Genomic DNA, 18,287 nt, shown 5'->3' with positions numbered 1-18,287 from the left:
TTCGCGTTCGGCAGCGGTAGGCCAGGAGGATTTTGTAGTGTCCGCCATTGTCCAGGCTTTCAAGGATGCCGACCTACGTAAGAAGATCATCTTCACCATCGTGATGATCATCGCGTACCGCGTCGGTGCACAGATCCCGTCTCCGGGTGTTGACTATGCGTCTATTGCTGGCCGTTTGCGCCAGTTGACCGAGCAGTCCGGAGACCTTTACTCCGTCATCAACCTCTTCTCGGGTGGTGCGCTGCTGCAGCTGTCGATCTTCGCTATCGGCATCATGCCGTACATTACGGCGTCCATTATTGTGCAGCTGCTGACCGTGGTCATTCCTCGCTTTGAGGAATTGAAGAAGGAAGGCCAGTCCGGTCAGGCCAAGATGACCCAGTACACCCGCTACCTGACCCTCGCGCTGGCGTTGCTGCAATCCTCCGGCATCGTCGCGCTGGCAGACCGTGAGCAGCTGCTGGGGCAGGGCGTACCGGTCTTGGCAGATGACCGAAACTTCTTCACCCTCATTGTCTTGGTCATCACCATGACCTCCGGCGCTGTACTGGTGATGTGGATGGGTGAGCTCATCACCGAAAAGGGCATCGGTAACGGCATGTCCCTGCTCATCTTCGCTGGTATCGCAACCCGCCTGCCCACCGATGGTGTAAGCATCCTGCAGAACAATGGCGGCCTCGTCTTCGCCATGGTTGTAGCCGGCTTGGTCGTCCTAGTTGTTGGCATTACCTTCATCGAGCAGGGCCAGCGCCGCATTCCGGTTCAGTACGCAAAGCGCATGGTCGGCCGCCGCCAGTACGGTGGTTCCTCTACCTACCTGCCGCTGAAGGTCAACCAGGCCGGCGTTATCCCGGTCATCTTCGCTTCCTCCCTTATCTATATGCCGGTCCTCATTACCCAGATTGTGAACTCTGGCTCCCCCGGCACCCCGGATAACTGGTGGCAGCGCAATGTCATCGCGCACCTGCAGGCGCCTTCCTCCTGGCAGTACATCGTGCTGTACTTCGTCCTGACCATCTTCTTCGCTTACTTCTATGTCTCGGTGCAGTACGATCCGGCAGAGCAGGCGGATAATATGAAGAAGTACGGCGGCTTTATCCCGGGTATTCGCCCGGGCCGTCCGACCGCGGAGTACCTTGGTTATGTGATGAACCGTCTGCTGTGCGTGGGCGCCCTGTACCTGGCAGTTATTGCCATCCTGCCGAACATCCTCTTGGATCTCGGCGTGGGCCGCTCCTCCGCCAGCGGCACCTCCGCCTTTGGTGGTACGGCCATCCTGATTATGGTCTCCGTCGCCTTGACTACGGTCAAGCAGATCGAGTCCCAGCTACTGCAATCCAACTACGAAGGACTACTTAAGTAATGCGTCTTGTACTTCTAGGACCTCCCGGTGCCGGCAAGGGCACCCAGGCAGCTATCCTCAGCGAGAAGCTGAACGTTCCGCACATCTCCACCGGCGACCTGTTCCGCGCCAATATCGGCGAAGGCACCCCGCTGGGTGTAGAGGCAAAGTCCTACATCGATGCAGGCAAGCTGGTACCTACCGACGTCACCGCCCGTATGGTCGAGGACCGCCTTAACCAGGATGACGCCAAGAATGGCTTCCTGCTGGACGGTTTCCCGCGTACCACCGAGCAAGCAGACATCCTGGAGGAGCTGCTGACTAAGAAGGGCGAGAAACTCGACGGAGTTCTCAACTTTGAGGTCTCTGAGGATGTTGTTGTTGAGCGCATGATGGCCCGTGGCCGCGCCGACGATAACGAGGAGACCATCCGCACCCGCCTCGGTGTCTACCGCGAGGAAACCTTCCCACTTATCGAGCACTACGGCGATGCCATCATCTCCATCAAGGCCGAAGGCACCGTGGAGGAAATCAACGCCCGTGCGATGGAAGCACTGGGTAAGTAAGCATGGCTTTTCGACGCCGCAGTAAGCGCATCCCCGCCCGCACCCCGGGCGAGCTAGACGCCATGCAGGCCGCCGGCGAAATTGTTGGCAAGGCACTGCAGGAAGTCCGCGCTGCTGCGGCGTCTGGCGTATCTACCCTCGAGTTGGACGCGGTGGCTGAGCAGACCATTCGCGATGCCGGCGCCTATCCCACCTTCAAGGGGTACGAAGGATTTCCGGGCTCCATCTGTGCTTCCGTTAATGACGTCATCGTGCACGGCATTCCGGATAAGGAAACCGTCCTCGTAGATGGCGACTTGGTGTCTATCGATTGCGGTGCCACGCTCGATGGCTGGGTAGGCGATAGCGCTTGGTCCTTTGCAGTAGGCGAGCTCGATGCAGACGTCGCAGCCCTCAATAAGGCCACCGAGTATGTCCTCATGGAGGGCATGCAGGCTATGGTTCCGGGCAATCTGCTTACCGACGTCTCCCATGCCCTAGAGCAAGCCACCCGCCGGGCCGAGCAGAAGTTCGGCGTGGATCTATTCATCGTGGATGGCTATGGCGGTCACGGCATTGGGCGCACCATGCACGAGGATCCTTACCTGGCCAATGAGGGTCGCCCGGGCCGTGGCCCACTGATCCAAGAAGGTTCCGTCCTAGCTATTGAACCCATGCTAACTTTGGGCACAGAGGATTCTGCCGTGCTAGAGGATGACTGGACGGTCGTTACCCTCGATGGCTCCTTTGCCGCTCACTGGGAGCATACGGTGGCCGCTACCGCCGATGGGCCCCGTATTCTTACCCGCCGCTACTGACATTTATTCCCCGATATGCCTGTTGCACTAGGCATATTCCCCTGAAAGGTTTATACTCACAGCCATGTCTAAATTTAGCTTCCGCAAGTTCCGTGCCACGGTTGCAGCGCCCGCAGTCGCTGGCGTGATGGCCTTGAGCGCCACTATTGCGGCTCCTGCCGCTACTGCCCAGGAGATTCCGAACCTGGATCAGCTCAGCTCCAAGGCAAACTCCGACCTCGCTCAGCTCTCTTCCCAGTCCGGCCTAGACCAGCTCACCGCTGAGGCAAAGAAGCAGCTGGATAACTTCCATGGCCAGAGCCGCGAGCAGGCCTGGAATACTCGCAACCAGATCCTGGACCAGGCAGAGAAGTTCTCCCCGGAACTGGCACCTAGCGTCCAGACCGCTGTGGACGGCGCTGTAGAATTCCTCTTCCCAGGCTTGATTGCACAGAAGAATGAGGAAGCGCGCAAGGCCCGCGAGGCCGCTGCTCGCGCCAACGCTGAGCGCGTCGCTGCCGAGAAGGCTCGCTCTGAGGCTGCGGCACGCAAGGCGGAAGCACAGCGCCGTGCCAACCAGTTCGACCGTGGCCCGTGCCCGGCCGATGCGAAGGTTTGTGTCGACCTGAATGGTCGACGCACCTGGCTGCAGGATGGCGGCAAGGTGTCCTACGTGTCCCCGGCAATGTCCGCCGGCATGCGCGGTCAGGAAACCCCACGTGGCACTTTCCACGTGACCCGCAAGGTAGAGCATGAGATTTCCCGCGAGTTCAATAACGCGCCGATGCCGTACTCCATCTACTTCACCAATAACGGTCACGCCTTCCACTTGGATGACCCGGCCGTTGATTCCAATGGCTGCGTTCACCTGCCACCAGACGCTGCCAAGCGCTACTGGGACAATGTACAGGTTGGCGATAAGGTCTTTATCTACTAAGGCCCGCGCTCTAAGCGAAAACCTCATCCCCCGAACTAATCTTCCGAAGAGGAGAATCGGTTCGGGGGATTTTTCCGGCTGAGGAGGAGGGGCGGGAGAGCTAGCGGGGCGTCGGAAAGCGCAGCGGTTTGGAAAACGTGTCGCTGCAGCGTATGCTGTTAAGTCGGTGTATAGCGTCAGCGAGGCTGGCGCGGATACGCCACCGCAGTAGACAACAAACATGCAGGTGACGGCAGACTTGGCCGTCGCCAGAAAAGTAGAGGTTATGGCTAAGGAAGGCGCAATCGAGGTAGAAGGCCGCATTATCGAGCCTTTGCCCAACGCAATGTTCCGTGTCGAGCTCGACAATGGACACAAGGTTCTTGCACACATTTCTGGCAAGATGCGTCAGCACTACATTCGCATCCTCCCAGAGGACCGCGTGGTTGTAGAGCTGTCTCCTTATGACCTGACCCGCGGACGCATCGTCTACCGCTACAAGTAAAGACTGTAAGCCTCCTCACCCAAGGGTGAACCCACAGGTTCACTCTGTCCACCTCAGGCTACGGTGGCCTGAGCCCGCACTGGTAAGCAACCCAAGGATTCCCGGCACGGCCCGGGCGAAGCGTTGCATGGAGCGGGACGGATGGGGAGAAAACCGCCGTAACAACCCGAAAGGACACGCCATATGGCACGTCTAGCTGGTGTTGACCTCCCCCGCAATAAGCGCATGGAGGTCGCTCTCACCTACATCTACGGCATCGGTCCAACCCGTGCCAAGGAACTGCTAGAAAAGACTGGCATTTCTCCTGACCTGCGCACTGACAACCTGGATGACGACCAGCTGTCGGCGCTCCGTGACGCAATTGAGGCTACCTGGAAGGTTGAGGGTGACCTCCGCCGTCAGGTTCAGGCTGATATCCGCCGCAAGATTGAAATCGGAAGCTACAAGGGTCTGCGCCACCGTCGTGGCCTGCCTGTACGTGGCCAGCGCACCAAGACCAATGCGCGCACTCGTAAGGGTCCGAAGAAGACGATCGCAGGAAAGAAGAAGTAATTCATGCCTCCAAAGACTCGTTCCGGCGCGCGCCGTTCCGGCCGTCGCGTCGTAAAGAAGAATGTGGCCCTCGGCCACGCATACATCAAGTCCACCTTCAATAACACCATCGTCTCGATCACCGATCAGACCGGTGCTGTTATCTCTTGGGCATCCTCCGGCCACGTTGGCTTCAAGGGTTCCCGTAAGTCCACTCCGTTCGCCGCTCAGATGGCAGCCGAGAATGCTGCACGCAAGGCAATGGATCATGGCATGAAGAAGGTTGACGTATTCGTCAAGGGTCCGGGCTCCGGCCGCGAGACCGCCATCCGCTCCCTGCAGGCTGCAGGCCTCGAGGTTTCCTCGATCACGGATGCAACTCCACAGCCGCACAACGGCTGCCGTCCGACCAAGCGCCGCAAGGTTTAAGGGAAAGGAAGAGGTAAGAAAATGGCTCGTTACACTGGCCCCGCTACCCGCGTATCCCGCCGTCTTCGCGTCGACTTGGTCGGCGGAGATATGGCATTCGAGCGCCGCCCGTACCCACCGGGACAGGCTGGCCGCAACCGCATCAAGGAATCTGAGTACCTGCTGCAGCTCCAGGAGAAGCAGAAGGCAAAGTACACCTACGGTGTGCTGGAGCGTCAGTTCCGTCGCTACTACGCAGAGGCCAACCGCCTCCCGGGCAAGACCGGCGATAACCTGGTTATCCTGCTCGAGTCCCGCTTGGACAACGTAGTTTACCGTGCAGGTCTGGCACGCACCCGCCGCCAGGCTCGCCAGCTTGTCTCCCACGGTCACTTCACCGTGAACGGCAAGAACATCAACGTTCCTTCCTACAAGGTCACCCAGTACGACATCATCGATGTCCGTGACCGCTCCAAGAAGATGGAATGGTTCGAAGATGCTCAGGACGCCCTCATCGATGCCAACGTACCGGCATGGCTGCAGGTTGTTCCTGATACCCTGCGCATCCTCGTGCACCAGCTGCCCGAGCGCGCTCAGATCGACATTCCGCTGCAGGAGCAGCTCATCGTCGAGCTTTACTCGAAGTAAACTGTTATACCGCACGGCCTGTAATGGCCTGGCGGATAACCAGGAATCTTCAATCCCGAAGATTTTTACCCCTCTACCGGCGTCAAATAGCGGTCGCCGAAAAGGAGAATTTCAATGCTCATTTCCCAGCGTCCTCAGCTCACCGAGGAATTCATCGACTCGTCTCGTTCCAAGTTCGTTATCGAACCGCTCGAGCCGGGCTTTGGCTACACCCTCGGTAACTCGCTGCGTCGTACCTTGCTGTCCTCCATTCCGGGTGCAGCGGTAACCTCCATCAAGATCGATGGTGTTCTCCACGAGTTCACCACCATCAACGGTGTGAAGGAAGACGTTTCCGAGATCATCTTGAACATCAAGAGCATGGTGCTTTCTTCCGACTCCGATGAGCCGGTTGTTATGTACCTGAGCAAGGAAGGCCCGGGCGATGTCACCGCGGGCGATATCCAGCCGCCGGCTGGCGTGGAGATCCACAACCCGGATCTGCACATCGCTTCCCTGAATGACACCGCCAAGCTGGACATTGAGCTCGTCGTCGAGCGCGGCCGTGGCTATGTCCCAGCCGCTCCTACCTCCGGTGAGATCGGCCGCATCCCGGTCGACCAGATTTACTCCCCGGTCCTCAAGGTCTCCTACAAGGTCGAGGCAACTCGTGTTGAGCAGCGCACCGACTTTGACAAGCTGACCATCGACGTCGAAACCAAGAACTCGATTTCTGCACGCGATGCCCTGGCTTCCGCCGGCGGCACCCTGGTCGAGCTCTTCGGCCTGGCCCGCGAGCTGAACAACGCTGCTGAAGGCATCGAGATCGGACCCTCCCCGCAGGAGACCGAGTACATCGCTGCTTATGGCATGCCGATCGAGGACCTGAACTTCTCCGTCCGCTCTTATAACTGCCTGAAGCGTCAGGAGATCCACACCGTGGGCGAGCTCGCTGAATGCACCGAGTCCGACCTGCTGGATATCCGCAACTTCGGCCAGAAGTCGATCAATGAGGTAAAGATCAAGCTGGCTAACTTGGGCCTGGCTCTCAAGGACACCCCTGAGGACTTCGACCCGACCCAGCTCGAGGGCTACGACGCAGAAACCGGTGATTTCAAGGATCCGGCTGCTGAGGATTCCGAGTAAAGAACCCCGCTGACTTGCGGCAATGACCTGATTGCCGCGCGCTCAACTTTTACCGCATACGAGGAGTACACAATGCCAACCCCTAAGAAGGGTGCCCGTCTCGGCGGCTCCGCCAAGCAGCAGGCTCACATGCTGAGCAACTTGGCAGCCAGCCTGATCGAGCACGGCGCTATCAAGACCACCGATGCCAAGGCGAAGGTCCTTCGCCCGTACATCGAAAAGATCATCACCAAGGCTAAGTCCGGCACCGTTGCTGACCGCCGCGCAGTTCTGAAGCTCATCCCGCGCAAGGATGTTGTTTCTTACCTGTTTGACGAGGTTGCCCCGAAGTTTGAGAACCGTGAGGGTGGCTACACCCGCACCATCAAGCTGGACAACCGCACCGGTGACAACGCCCCGATGTCCCAGATCTCCCTCGTTCTCGAGGAGACTGTGACCTCTGAGGCAAACCGCGCTACCCGCGCTGCTGCTTCCAAGCAGGCCGAGGAAGCTAAGGCAGACGAGGCTGCTGAGACCGAGGCACCTGCCGAGGAGACCGCAGCTGAGGAGTCCGAGGAGAAGTAATTCCTCTTCGGCCTTAGCGCTTCGCCGCCGCCTATCCCCACCTGTGGGAGGGCGGCGGTTTTTCATGTCCGCACCCAACTAGGGCTTAACGCACGAACGACCCAGACCCAGCGCCGGCGGGCAGTCAACACTCCGGTAGCATGAAGCCCACTATGACAGATGCGGCATCGACTTCCCCCGAAGGGCCGGCGGACGGATTCGTTCGCCTGCGCCTGGACTTGGCTTATGACGGCACGGACTTTCATGGCTGGGCCAAGCAGAAGGGTGGCCTGCGTACGGTGCAAGGCGTGCTGGAAGAGAAACTGGCGATGATTGCGCGCACGGAGGTGCCGCTTACCGTAGCTGGGCGGACGGATGCCGGCGTACATGCTCGTGGCCAGGTGGCGCACGTGGACGTTCCCACTGAGATGCTGGCGCAGCGCTCGGTAGCGGGGGAGCCGGGGAAGCTGGTGCGTCGGCTAGCAAAGCTTCTGCCAGAAGACGTTCGGGTACACGGCTGCGAGTTCGCACCCGCGGGTTTTGATGCGCGGTTTTCGGCGCTGCGTCGGCACTATATCTATCGGATTACTACCAATCCGCGCGGCGCGCTGCCGACGCGGGCGCGGGATACGGCCGAATGGATTAAGCCGGTGGATATCGATGCCATGCAAGAAGCCGCCACTGCCCTGGTAGGCCTGCACGATTTTGCAGCCTTCTGTAAGGCCAAGCCGAATGCCACGACCATCCGTGAATTGCAGGAATTTTCTTGGCGCGACGTTTCTACGCCCGAAGAGCCGGAGCTTTTTGAGGCCCGCGTGAGCGCCGATGCGTTCTGCTGGTCGATGGTGCGCTCGTTGGTGGGCTGCTGCCTGCGCGTGGGGGAGGGGCGCCGCGATGCCGATTTCGCTGCGGCACTGCTGCAGGAGACGAAGCGCTCTTCCAGCATCCCCGTGGCCCCGGCAAAGGGGCTATCGCTGGTCGCCGTTGATTATCCGGCGGCTGACCAGCTGGCCGCTCGCGCTGAGGCCACCCGCGAAAGGCGCAGCGCTGACTAGCGCCCAAGTGGCAGCGGTCGCCTACCTGGGATAGCCTGTGTGCTGGGTGTACACAGACTTTTCGGGGGAAAATCATGGCACGTCCGCTGCCTACTACCAAGGCCCAGGTCTCGGGGCATAAATTCTTGCGTCGCCGCGTCGAGCATGGGCTTGTCTTAGGCGATATCCGCATGATTCACGATCCATTGGCTAGGCGCCGCAAAGCCCTCCTTTTTGGCGGGGTCGGCGTCGCCTTCCTTGCGGTGGGCTCTGGCATGTTGGCATGGCTGCAGCCGAGTCCGCAGCCGGGTGATGCGCCGATTGTGCGCTCGGAGCAGGGACAGCTCTTTGTGGATGTCAACGACACCTACCACCCAGTATTCAACCTGGCGTCGGCGCGCATAATCGCCGGGCAGGCGGCCGAGGCACAGACCATTGGGGATGAGCACCTGCAAGAAGCGCTACTGGGCTCACCGGTGGGTATCTCGGATGCCCCTGGGTACCTCGCGGCGGCAGGCGAGAATCCCCAGCAGCGATGGGTAGCGTGTTTGGCCGGCAAGGATGAGGCGCCGTCTACAGAAAACCCGACCAGCATCGGCGGCCACCAAGTAGCGTCGCAGGAGGTTATTGTCCTTGCTGAGCCCGAGCAGAAAAGCCTCGGTGAGGAGCGCGCCGCACTGGTGGAATCCGAGGGCACGCAGTGGCTTATCACAGAGGAAGGCCGCGTGGCGTTGCCAGATTCCTCCAGCACCGAAGGGCGCGTCGTGCGCCGGGCGATGGGCGTGGACGATGACACCCACACCTGGCCCGTGCCGCCTGAGCTGCTCAATGCCTTTGCGGAGCTGCCACCGCTGAACTTTCCGTCCGATCCGCCCGAGGTTGTCGATACTGGGCAGAGCCTGTGGGCGCGTACGGCCGAGGGCGTAGCGGAGCTCACGCCTCCGCAGGCGGAGATGCTCGCAGGCGTAGGCGCCAAGGAGACGACAGCCACGCCGCAGGAGATGGCCGCGCTTGCCGACGCCCCCTTAAACCTCAACCTTCCTTCCACGTCCTTCCGCTTCTTAAGCCCGGACGATGGCTGGATGTGCGCTGCTAACGAGGGCGGCGGGGTAGTGGTACCTGCCCAAGCAGGCACCGTCGCCTTGGCAGGTGAGTCGGTGGCCCATCGCTTTGGTGGGCTCAACGCCGGTGGCGTAGGCGTAGACAGCGGCCATGGCTATCACGTGGTGTCACCCACGGGGCAGCGGCACGAGGTCAAGGACAAAGAGACTTTGGAAGCCCTTGGCACCGGCGTGGGCGCGCAGGTGCCGTGGGAGATCCTGCGCTTGCTGCCGGAAGGCTCCGCGCTCAACCGTGAGCAGGCTCTGCAGGTTAGTTCTTAGGCCGCAGCCCGCGCCACACCGCCCACGCAGCAAGCGCCAGCGCTAACCCACCCAGCACCCAGGCACTGCGTGTGGGGGCGCGCGAGTCGACTTCGTCGGCGGGGCGGATGGTCATAGCTCGGGTATCGACGTCCGGGCCCGCTTCCACGTGGGTGAGCACGGTGAGCGGGTCGATGAAGCCGTGCCCTGGCTCCGCGGCGTCCTCCAAGCGCTTGCGGAGGACGGCCGGGCTATCATCGGGAAAGCGTTGTGCCAAGAGGGCAGCGGTGCCGCTGACCACCGGCGCGGCAAAGGAGGTGCCATGGAACTGCGCCGTTCCGTCCGTGCCTTCCTTACCATCGGCCCATCCACCCTCAGGGTTGAGCGCAAGCGGAATGAAACCTTGCGCAGCAAGCTGGGGTCCGTCGGCCGAATTCAACGAGTAGTCAGCGAGTTCGTGCGAATCCGCTTGGGCGCTTACTGAGAGCACCGTGGGCGAATCCGCCGGAAAGACGCGGTCACCCATCTCACAGCTGCCAGAGGACGCATTGCCGGATGCTGCGATCACCACGGCCCCGGAGTCTTCCGCATGCGCCAAAGCACGATCCAAGCGAGAGGTATCGACCTGCGCGGCCACATCTGGCGGGACACAGGAGACAACGGAGATGTTGATGACGCGGGCACCGGCAGCGGCGGCGTCATCAATGGCGCGGGCCAAGGTGTCCAGCGATCCGGTGGTACTGTCTTCCGCTTCCTGGCGATAGTGCGCGCTGGTCTGGCGCACAGCGTAGATTTCTGCTCGCGGGGCGATACCGATATCGTGTCCGGCGATGACACCGGCCACGACGGTGCCGTGCAGGTCGCAATCGCGATGCGGCTCTGGGGACTCCGGCGCGACAAGGTCCGCGCCACTGCTGAGATGCCGCAGTTGGTCGTGACGGGCAACGCCAGTATCGATAACGGCTACTTTGACGCCTTCCCCGGTAGCAAAGGAATGTAAACGGGCCCGGTAGTCTAGCTGCTCCTCGCTTGGTTGGGGCGAAAGCGGTGAGGAATGCGCGGCGGCGCATTCGCGGTCCGGCTCGCGAGCGGCCGCATAGGGAGCAGCAGTCAGTCCTGCAGCGAATGCAACTACTAAAGCGGCAGGTAGCACGCGCATTATCCAAGCCCCCTGATGAGCACGAAGACACCGGCTAGGTGCGCGGCCAGCGGCAAACTAGCGGCAATGGCGAGGGATTCTATGCGCTCAAACCACGCGATGGTGGTGGGCTCGAGCCCGTCCACCTTGGGCGCCCACAGCGGGGCGCTCAGCATGGCGAGGAGAACCAGGCAGGCAACAAGTATTGGTGCCCAGGCATCGGCAATCCCGGAATTCGCCACCGCGTGGGTAGCGCATAAGCACGTAGCGAGACAGGCGGTCATCGCCAGCAGCATCAGGGCCCAGCTAGCCAACGCACGACCGTGCCGGGCGGCATGCATGACGACGGCACCCGCGGTGGTCACGCAGAGTGCTTGGACGAAGCCCGCGCCGGTGTGCTCAGCACCAAAGAGCACCGCAACGTACTCGGCGAGAGAATCGGGCGCGCCGCTCGTCGGCGCCAAGGCCGGACCACTGCCCGTCAGCGAGAGGGCGATCAGGGCCGGAATGAGACAGAGCGCCAGCCCACAGCACATTCCCTCATAGGCGCTGCCGGCGCGCCGGGCACGGATATCGACATCCGGCTGGACGGTATCCGAAACCGCGAGGTCTTGGCCGGCCGTGGGCAGCTGCGGGACTTTGAGCCCAGCGGTGGCAACGGTCAGCGCAGGAGCTGCGGCCAACAGGATAATGCCGGCGATCACCACGCAGGCGGCTGCCGCCGTACCGTGGCTGCCCTGGAGACCCGTCCCTGGTCCGGGCAGCAGGTAGCCCAAAGCCGCGACCAACAACAGCACTGAGACGGTGAGCGCCGCGGCGGTGGTGCGAACCGTGCTCAACCCGGTGACGTGACAGGCAAGCAGCACGATGAGGAGGGCGACGCAAGCGGTGAGTGCGGCAAAGGGGGCTTCGCTAAGCGAGGGCGAAATCACCACCCAGCCACACGCCATGCCGGCTACCAGGCTAAGGTGCACCAGTGATAGGGCGCGGGTCCACAAGGCGAGCAACAGGGCTCCAGCGGTCAACGCCGCCCACGCCGCTAGGGGAAGGGTGCTAACCCACACGAGGGCGAAGGTGGCAAGCAGCCCCGCCCAAGCCCAGATGGTGGGAAGGGCGGCGGTAGTATCCTCCTCAGCCGCGGCGGCGAGCGATTCCGCCGCATCCCGAATCACCGGTGCAGGCCGGCGCTCGCGCGGACTAATAACCAGGATGGAGCCTTCCGTGAGCGCAGTGGCAGCCAATGGGGCGGTGAGATCGATGGCGCGGCCGGAGGCTGTGCTCGCGCGCCAAGGCTCAGAAATGGTGGGCGCATCCACCAAGTCAGTGATTTCCGCCAAAAGCTCTCCCACGCTGGAGCTTAGCGGTAGCGCCACGTCCGCCTCCTTGTGGAAAGCGCCGGCATGAATGCGAACGGTAAGGCGCAAATGATGCGCCGTTGCAGTAGTCATGATGTCCCCCGAAAAATGTATGGATTGTGGGCGTCCCCCTTGCCCAATGCCACATATTGTGGCTTACTAGTGGCGACGTGTCCACCGCAGCGCGGGGAATCTTGGCAGGGGCCAAGGGCGCTTGGCGCGTGGCTCGGGGGAGGTTATTTAGGCATGCTTGGGATCGGGGATACCCGCGTCATTGAGCCGTTGACCATGCCATTGCGGGATGCTGCGCCGCCGCTGCCCACCGGCAGCATCGAGGCCGAGGAAGTCCCAGAGGCGGTGCGCCCACAACCGGTGCCGCTGGTGCGGCTGCTGCTGCCGGTGGTGATGATTGCGGCGATGCTCGGCATGGTCGCCCTCATGGTGTTAGGCGCTGGGGAATCCCGGCAGATTAGCCCGATGGCCTTGATGTTTCCATTGATGATGCTGGCGAGCATGGCCATGATGTTTGGGCCCAATAACAGCGGGCAGGACCCGGATGAAACCCGGCGTACCTACCTGCGCCACATTAAAGCCTTGCGGGAAAAGGCGCTGCGCAATGCCTCGGCGCAGCGTGCACATGAAAGTTATCGCCACCCGGCACCGGTGGAACTTAGCACTCTAGTCGGCTCGCGCCGCATGTGGGAGCGTGGCCCGGATGACTCGGACGCCCTCGAGGTACGCGTGGGAACTGGACCAACGACGTTGTGCACCCCCATCAACGTGCCGGATTCCGGCGCCACTGAAGACCTGGACCCGGTGTGTGCGGTAAGCATGCGCCAGACCATTAAGGCGGTGGGCACCGTTCCCGATATGCCGGTGGTTATCCAACTGCAGGCCTTTCGCTTCTTGTCCGTGTCCGGAATGGCGTCGACTCGGGGCGAAGAGCCCGCAGATCCCTCCCGCGATATGGTGCGCGCAATGGTGCTGCAGATGGCGTTGGCGCATGGCCCGGAAACCTGCGGTATCGAGGCCATCGGTGGCCAGTGGGAGTGGCTGAAGTGGCTGCCCCATGCGCGCACACCGGAAAAGGCGCGCTTTCGCATCCTCATAGTCGATGGCGTGCTGACCACGGGCACCGAAGACTTCTTCCACGATGATTCCTATACCACCATCATTGAGGTTGGTGGGGCGCCGTCTTCGGCGCTGGGGGTACGCGCCGAGCACGAAGGGCTAAGCCTCGTGGCAGGGGAGCAGCTGCAGGTGGTCACCGCGGCAGGGGTGGAAGACCTTGGGGCTCCCGATGGAATGAGTGCGGCCGGAGCGACGTTGCTTGCGCGCAGTATGGCCTCCTACCGCCGCCCCGATAGCACTTCTGGCCGGCGCGGCAGTGACCTTATGGGCCTTCTGGGCTATCGCGATGTGGAAGAGCTAGCGGCCAGTGGCATGTGGCATGGCCGGGAGGGTTCGGCCCGCCTCATGGTGCCCATCGGTATCGATACGGTGGGCCAGCCCGTCACGGTGGACCTCAAGGAATCTGCTCACGGCGGAATGGGTCCGCATGGCTTGTGCATCGGTGCGACCGGCAGCGGCAAGTCGGAGCTGCTGCGCACCCTTGTTACCGCGCTGGCGGCTACCCATAGTCCGGACGAGCTTAACCTCGTGCTCGTGGATTTCAAGGGCGGCGCGACATTCTTAGGATGCGACCGCCTGCCGCATACCTCCGCGGTGATTACCAACCTGGAAGAGGAATCTACGCTGGTAGAGCGCATGTACGATGCCATCTCCGGCGAGATGAACCGGCGCCAAGAGCTGCTGCGCACCGCCGGAAACTTTGCCAATGTCAGTGAATACAACGTTTCTGCCACCGCCGTGCGTGAGCACGGGCCCTTGCCGGCTTTGGTCATTGTGGTCGATGAGTTCTCGGAGCTTTTGGGCCAGCACCCGGATTTCGCGGAACTCTTTGTCGCCGTCGGCCGCTTGGGGCGCAGTCTCCACGTGCACCTGCTTTTGGCCTCCCAAAGACTCGAAGAAGGCCGCTTGCGGGGGCTCGATTCCCACTTGTCCTACCGAATCGGCCTGAAAACCTTCTCCTCAGCGGAATCCCGCCAGGTATTGGGCGTGACCGATGCCTACCACCTGCCCGGCCAGCCCGGCGCGGGCTACCTCAAATCCGATGCCGAGGCCTTGACCCGCTTCCAAGCTTCCTACGTGTCCGGGCCCCTGCCGCGCCGGGCGCTTGCCGACGCCTCCCCGGACCACCCCGCAGCCTCCCACGGCCGCGTGCAGCTCTTTCATGGCTGGTCCCAGGAAGAGGACAATACTAGCGCCGCGGTGGTTCTCGATGACTCCACCACTGTGCTTACCGAGGTCGTGCGCGCCGCAGCAGAAGAGGCCCACATGCGCGATCAATCGGCGCACCGCATCTGGCTGCCGCCGCTACCACCGGTCATTGAGCTATCCGCGTTACCGGGGCTTTCCGGTGCAGATGACGCGGGTGCAGTCTCGCCCACAGCGGACCAAGGGCCGCTGCGTGCGCCCATCGGCATTATCGATAGGCCGTATTACCAACGCCAGGATGAGCTGAGTATTGATTTCACCCAGCACGGCGGACACATGGCCCTGTGTGGTGGCCCGCAGTCCGGAAAATCGAGTGCGCTGCGCACGATCGTCTCTGCGCTAGCTCTACGGCATGACCCGCAGGCAGCACGCTTTTACGTCATCGATCTTGGTGGCGGTCAGCTATCGTCCCTAGAACGACTGCCCCACGTGGCCGGAGTTGCCGGGCGCGAGGAGGGCGAAAAGGTACGGCGCATCGTCGACGAAGTAGCTGGCTTTATCCGCCGCCCAGAAGGGTGCGCAACCTTCCTTGTCATTGATGGCTGGCACCACATCGGTACCTCGAATGCCGAGTTTGAAGACATAGCGGAGAAGGTCACCGAGATCGTCGCCGATGGCGCCTCCGCCCACGTGCATGTCATCATTGCCACTTCGCGGTGGACCACGATGCGCCCGGCTATCCGCGATCTCATTGCCAACCGCCTCGAGCTGCGCCTGGGTGAAGCCTTGGATTCGCTCATCGACCGCAAACTACAGCAAAAGCTCCCCAGCGCGCCGGGCCGCGGGCTCACCTTGGCGGGTGAGAATATGCTCTTAGCTCGCACCTCCAACCAGGACATCGCCCATATCTGCCGCGTGCATGCTGCGGCTGACCCAGTTCCACAGCTCAAGATGCTGCCCGCTGTGCTTACCTCGGCCGCACTCGCAGCTCAAGGGGGCGTGCCCACTGGCGAGATCGCCTGGGGCATCGGCGGGCGCGACCTCGATACGCTGACCTGGAATCCGTCTCGTGAGCCGCACCTAGTGGCAATCGGCGCGCAGGGCTGTGGCAAGTCCACCTTCTTGGCGCAGATCATGCGCGGCATTAGCGCTTTTGCGCGGGAAGACGCACGGCTCGTGGTCATCGACCAGCGCCGAGCCCACCTGGGAACCTTGGACCAGAACATGGTTGCTGCCTACGCCGCGACGCAGTCGAGTGCGCAAGAGACCATTGTCGATACAGTCCGGACCCTGGAATCTCGCCTGCCTGGCCCGGACATTACCCCAGCGCAGCTCGCCGCACGAGATTGGTGGCAGGGCCCAGACATTTACCTAGTCATCGATGATGCGGACCTGCTGAGCGATATTGCCGTCTCGCCGCTATTGGAGTTGCTTCCCCATGCCCGCGACATTGGCCTGCACCTTGTTATCGCTCGCAAATCCGGCGGCATCGGCCGCGCCCTATTCGGCCAATTCTTTTCCGCGGTTCGCGATCTGCAGCCGGCGCTGCTGCTTTTTGACGCCGACCGCGACGAAGGAACCATCTTCGGACTCAAGCCCTGCCACCAACCACCCGGCCGCGGTCAGTGGAGCATCCGCGGTGAAAACCTCGGCGTCGCCCAAGCGGTGTACCTAGAAGGAGAGAAGTAAATGACCACCAATCTCAGCGCGCATACGCCAACCGACACCCCGATCCCCACCGGTGGGGAGACCACCGCCGTCCCCATTACCGTCACCATCCTAGATGCGGCCACCATCTTTGAAGGCCCCGAAACGGTCTACCGCTATGACCTGCCGGGAACTGGCGTTGTGGAAGGCTGGGCCTTAGGCCAAGTCATGGATCAAATATCCAAGATGGCGGGACCGTCCTGGCCCGACGTGGAAGCCTGCGTGGTGGCAGACTCTTCCGGCACGGGAATTGCGCAGGAAGCTACCACCATCATTTGCCGGCAATTGGAAGTCACCGGGGTGCGCCTCATCGATCCAGAACCAACCATCTCTCCGCTAGTGGCCCCGGACCCACTCGGTCCGCCTCCTCACCCGGCTACTGAAGCCACGGATTCGGCGCCTCCCACTACGGTGATGGAGGCGCCTGCCTACGACGAGCCGGTAACGCCACGCTGGACCGACCGCCTGCGCGGTTGGCTCGGAGCTATCGATATCTTTCATGTGGCAATTGCCGTGGTCATCATCGCCGTGGCCGGAGCTTCTTGGTGGGCTATCGGTGCCCAAGCTTCAGGCGAAGGCGACGCCGCTTCGGATACCACGCGCCCGCAACCCCGCGCTGCCGCGCCAAGCCGCGAGGGCGCAACGGAGTCCGCGCCGGCCTCGCCACAACCGGGAATTCCGGGCGCGTCAGATTCCGGCAGTGACGAATTGAGCCCAGGCGAAAAGCGCTTAGATGTGGAGGGAATGTCCGTAGTCGTCCCCAGTGGGTTCCACACCAAGGTAGAAGATGGCCTGGTCACCGCCACCGGGGAAGACCCAAACCTACGCATCCTGCTGGCGGCGGATGAGATGTTTAACGTGCCGGCGGATGCCCTGTTTAAAGTAATTCACGCGCAGGTTGACGAAGATCCGGCGCTTCGCGATGCCACCGATGAGGCCGGGCGACTGACCTATACCGAAGACCCTGGGGACGGCTCCTTGGTGGAATGGACTACCTGGGAAGACCGTGGGCACCAGATGTCCGTGGGGTGCCATACCCGGCATAACTCCAACGCCGTTCAAAAGGCAGCCTGTCGCATGGCCACGGAAAGCCTGGTCAAAAAATAGTCTCAAAAACTTTGCCCCAGCCGGGAACCGTTTGGCGGAAAGTTCAGTCCAATAAAAGTGAGAAAGCACAGATGCGAAGCACAGCTGCTTTTTCGGGGGAAATACACACAATCTCATCCGCCCTAAGGAGGGGCGCACTCTTATGTCTCAGACTTTCAAGACACAAGCCGATGTCATGATCGCCACCGCCGGCAAAGTCGATAACACCAATGATGAAGTCCAGGGCGAGCTCACCCGCCTGCAGGGCGTCGTCGACTCTGTCCGCGGCAGCTGGGTTGGCCAGGCCCAGGTCTCCTTTGACGACCTGATGCAGCGCTACAACACTTCTGCGCAGCAGCTGCGTGAGGCCTTGGCCTCTATCTCTGACAATATCCGCAGCAATGCCCACAATTTCGACAACGTGGAAGCAGAAAACACCCAGGCCTTCTCCAACGTGGGCGGCGGGCTCGCCCTCTAAACCGCACCGCACACTTCACTACTCCGCAGCCCAAAAGCTATAGATTCACAGAAGGGAATCCATCACCACATGTCCGAGATCAAGTACGAATTCGGGGCCATTTCTTCCGCCGCAGCCGATATCAACGCCACCTCTGGTCGCATCAACAGCACCCTGGCAGACCTGAAGGCGCGCCTTCAGCCCATGGTGAGCACCTGGGAAGGCGAGTCCGCCGTGGCTTATAACCAAGCACAGGCCAAGTGGGACAAGGCGTCCCAGGAACTCAACACCGTGCTCGCCACCATCTCCAAGACCGTCTCGCAGGGCAATGATGCAATGAGCGACGTCAACCGTCGCGCTGCCGCAAGCTGGGGTTAAATCCACACTCTATTTGCACGGTTCCACGCTGTCCCCGTGGGGGCTGCGGTGCCACTGACCACACCCGCGTGGCAGGAGGCGGACGCAGCCGCAGCCCTGGCCAAGAAACCAGCGTGAGTACTCCTTTTCTAGTT

Annotated in this window: 18 protein-coding genes; 16 read left to right on the top strand and 2 right to left on the bottom strand. The window is 61.7% G+C overall.

Features of this window, described 5'->3' with window-relative positions:
* Positions 1 to 37: 37 nt before the first annotated feature.
* The 12 genes from secY (at position 38) to eccB (ending at position 9,776) form a co-directional block, all read left to right on the top strand.
* Positions 38 to 1,363, top strand: a complete 1,326-nt coding sequence (gene secY / locus QP941_RS03970) for a preprotein translocase subunit SecY (RefSeq protein WP_284868078.1) — start codon at positions 38 to 40, stop codon at positions 1,361 to 1,363.
* Positions 1,363 to 1,908, top strand: coding sequence for an adenylate kinase (locus tag QP941_RS03965; RefSeq protein ID WP_049378885.1), 546 nt, complete (start codon positions 1,363 to 1,365; stop codon positions 1,906 to 1,908). Before secY ends, QP941_RS03965 begins: the two co-directional genes overlap by 1 nt.
* Before the next feature lie 2 nt (positions 1,909 to 1,910).
* The gene (map, locus tag QP941_RS03960; protein WP_284868077.1) at positions 1,911 to 2,705 is read left to right on the top strand and encodes a type I methionyl aminopeptidase; all 795 of its coding nucleotides are present in this window, start codon (positions 1,911 to 1,913) and stop codon (positions 2,703 to 2,705) included.
* Between the two features lie 64 nt (positions 2,706 to 2,769).
* The gene (locus QP941_RS03955; protein WP_284868075.1) at positions 2,770 to 3,621 is read left to right on the top strand and encodes a L,D-transpeptidase; all 852 of its coding nucleotides are present in this window, start codon (positions 2,770 to 2,772) and stop codon (positions 3,619 to 3,621) included.
* Between the two features lie 265 nt (positions 3,622 to 3,886).
* The gene (gene infA / locus QP941_RS03950; RefSeq protein ID WP_004566852.1) at positions 3,887 to 4,105 is read left to right on the top strand and encodes a translation initiation factor IF-1; all 219 of its coding nucleotides are present in this window, start codon (positions 3,887 to 3,889) and stop codon (positions 4,103 to 4,105) included.
* A 183-nt stretch (positions 4,106 to 4,288) separates the two neighbouring features.
* Positions 4,289 to 4,657 (top strand): 30S ribosomal protein S13, encoded by a 369-nt coding sequence (rpsM, locus tag QP941_RS03945; RefSeq protein WP_005322765.1) that lies wholly within the window; start codon positions 4,289 to 4,291, stop codon positions 4,655 to 4,657.
* A 3-nt stretch (positions 4,658 to 4,660) separates the two neighbouring features.
* On the top strand, positions 4,661 to 5,065 hold the full coding sequence (gene rpsK / locus QP941_RS03940; protein ID WP_005322764.1) for a 30S ribosomal protein S11: 405 nt from the start codon (positions 4,661 to 4,663) through the stop codon (positions 5,063 to 5,065).
* A gap of 21 nt (positions 5,066 to 5,086) precedes the next feature.
* The gene (gene rpsD / locus QP941_RS03935; protein WP_005322762.1) at positions 5,087 to 5,692 is read left to right on the top strand and encodes a 30S ribosomal protein S4; all 606 of its coding nucleotides are present in this window, start codon (positions 5,087 to 5,089) and stop codon (positions 5,690 to 5,692) included.
* Positions 5,693 to 5,806: 114 nt separating this feature from the next.
* Entirely contained in the window at positions 5,807 to 6,817 is a 1,011-nt protein-coding gene (locus tag QP941_RS03930) for a DNA-directed RNA polymerase subunit alpha (protein ID WP_005322760.1), read from the top strand.
* Between the two features lie 72 nt (positions 6,818 to 6,889).
* The gene (rplQ, locus tag QP941_RS03925) at positions 6,890 to 7,381 is read left to right on the top strand and encodes a 50S ribosomal protein L17 (protein ID WP_239278100.1); all 492 of its coding nucleotides are present in this window, start codon (positions 6,890 to 6,892) and stop codon (positions 7,379 to 7,381) included.
* A 140-nt stretch (positions 7,382 to 7,521) separates the two neighbouring features.
* Entirely contained in the window at positions 7,522 to 8,415 is an 894-nt protein-coding gene (truA, locus tag QP941_RS03920) for a tRNA pseudouridine(38-40) synthase TruA (RefSeq protein ID WP_284868073.1), read from the top strand.
* 74 nt (positions 8,416 to 8,489) lie between these two features.
* On the top strand, positions 8,490 to 9,776 hold the full coding sequence (gene eccB / locus QP941_RS03915) for a type VII secretion protein EccB (RefSeq protein WP_284844384.1): 1,287 nt from the start codon (positions 8,490 to 8,492) through the stop codon (positions 9,774 to 9,776).
* On the opposite strand, the gene QP941_RS03910 is transcribed toward eccB, so the two are convergent.
* Together QP941_RS03910 and eccD are read right to left on the bottom strand one after the other, a co-directional pair.
* On the bottom strand, positions 9,766 to 10,914 hold the full coding sequence (locus QP941_RS03910) for a S8 family serine peptidase (protein ID WP_269954282.1): 1,149 nt from the start codon (positions 10,912 to 10,914) through the stop codon (positions 9,766 to 9,768). The genes eccB and QP941_RS03910 overlap by 11 nt on opposite strands.
* Complete coding sequence (gene eccD / locus QP941_RS03905) at positions 10,914 to 12,341, bottom strand: type VII secretion integral membrane protein EccD (protein WP_284868072.1); 1,428 nt, start codon at positions 12,339 to 12,341, stop codon at positions 10,914 to 10,916. Before eccD ends, QP941_RS03910 begins: the two co-directional genes overlap by 1 nt.
* A gap of 153 nt (positions 12,342 to 12,494) precedes the next feature.
* Between eccD and eccCa the strand changes: the two genes are divergently transcribed.
* The 4 genes from eccCa to QP941_RS03885 all read left to right on the top strand — a co-directional run bounded on the left by eccCa (position 12,495) and on the right by QP941_RS03885 (position 18,153).
* A complete protein-coding gene (eccCa, locus tag QP941_RS03900) occupies positions 12,495 to 16,214 on the top strand; it encodes a type VII secretion protein EccCa (RefSeq protein WP_284868071.1) in 3,720 nt (1,239 codons plus the stop codon).
* The gene (locus QP941_RS03895; protein WP_284868070.1) at positions 16,215 to 17,339 is read left to right on the top strand and encodes a type VII secretion-associated protein; all 1,125 of its coding nucleotides are present in this window, start codon (positions 16,215 to 16,217) and stop codon (positions 17,337 to 17,339) included.
* 142 nt (positions 17,340 to 17,481) lie between these two features.
* Positions 17,482 to 17,796 (top strand): WXG100 family type VII secretion target, encoded by a 315-nt coding sequence (locus QP941_RS03890; RefSeq protein WP_005322747.1) that lies wholly within the window; start codon positions 17,482 to 17,484, stop codon positions 17,794 to 17,796.
* 69 nt (positions 17,797 to 17,865) lie between these two features.
* Positions 17,866 to 18,153 carry a WXG100 family type VII secretion target gene (locus QP941_RS03885; protein WP_005322746.1) on the top strand — a complete coding sequence of 96 codons (288 nt, stop codon included), beginning with the start codon at positions 17,866 to 17,868 and terminating at the stop codon, positions 18,151 to 18,153.
* Positions 18,154 to 18,287: the final 134 nt, after the last annotated feature.

This window comes from Corynebacterium sp. MSK150 (genome assembly GCF_030229215.1).
GTDB lineage: Bacteria > Actinomycetota > Actinomycetes > Mycobacteriales > Mycobacteriaceae > Corynebacterium.
Note: the sequence above shows the minus strand (reverse complement) of the source record. Positions and strands in the feature narration are given on the sequence as shown.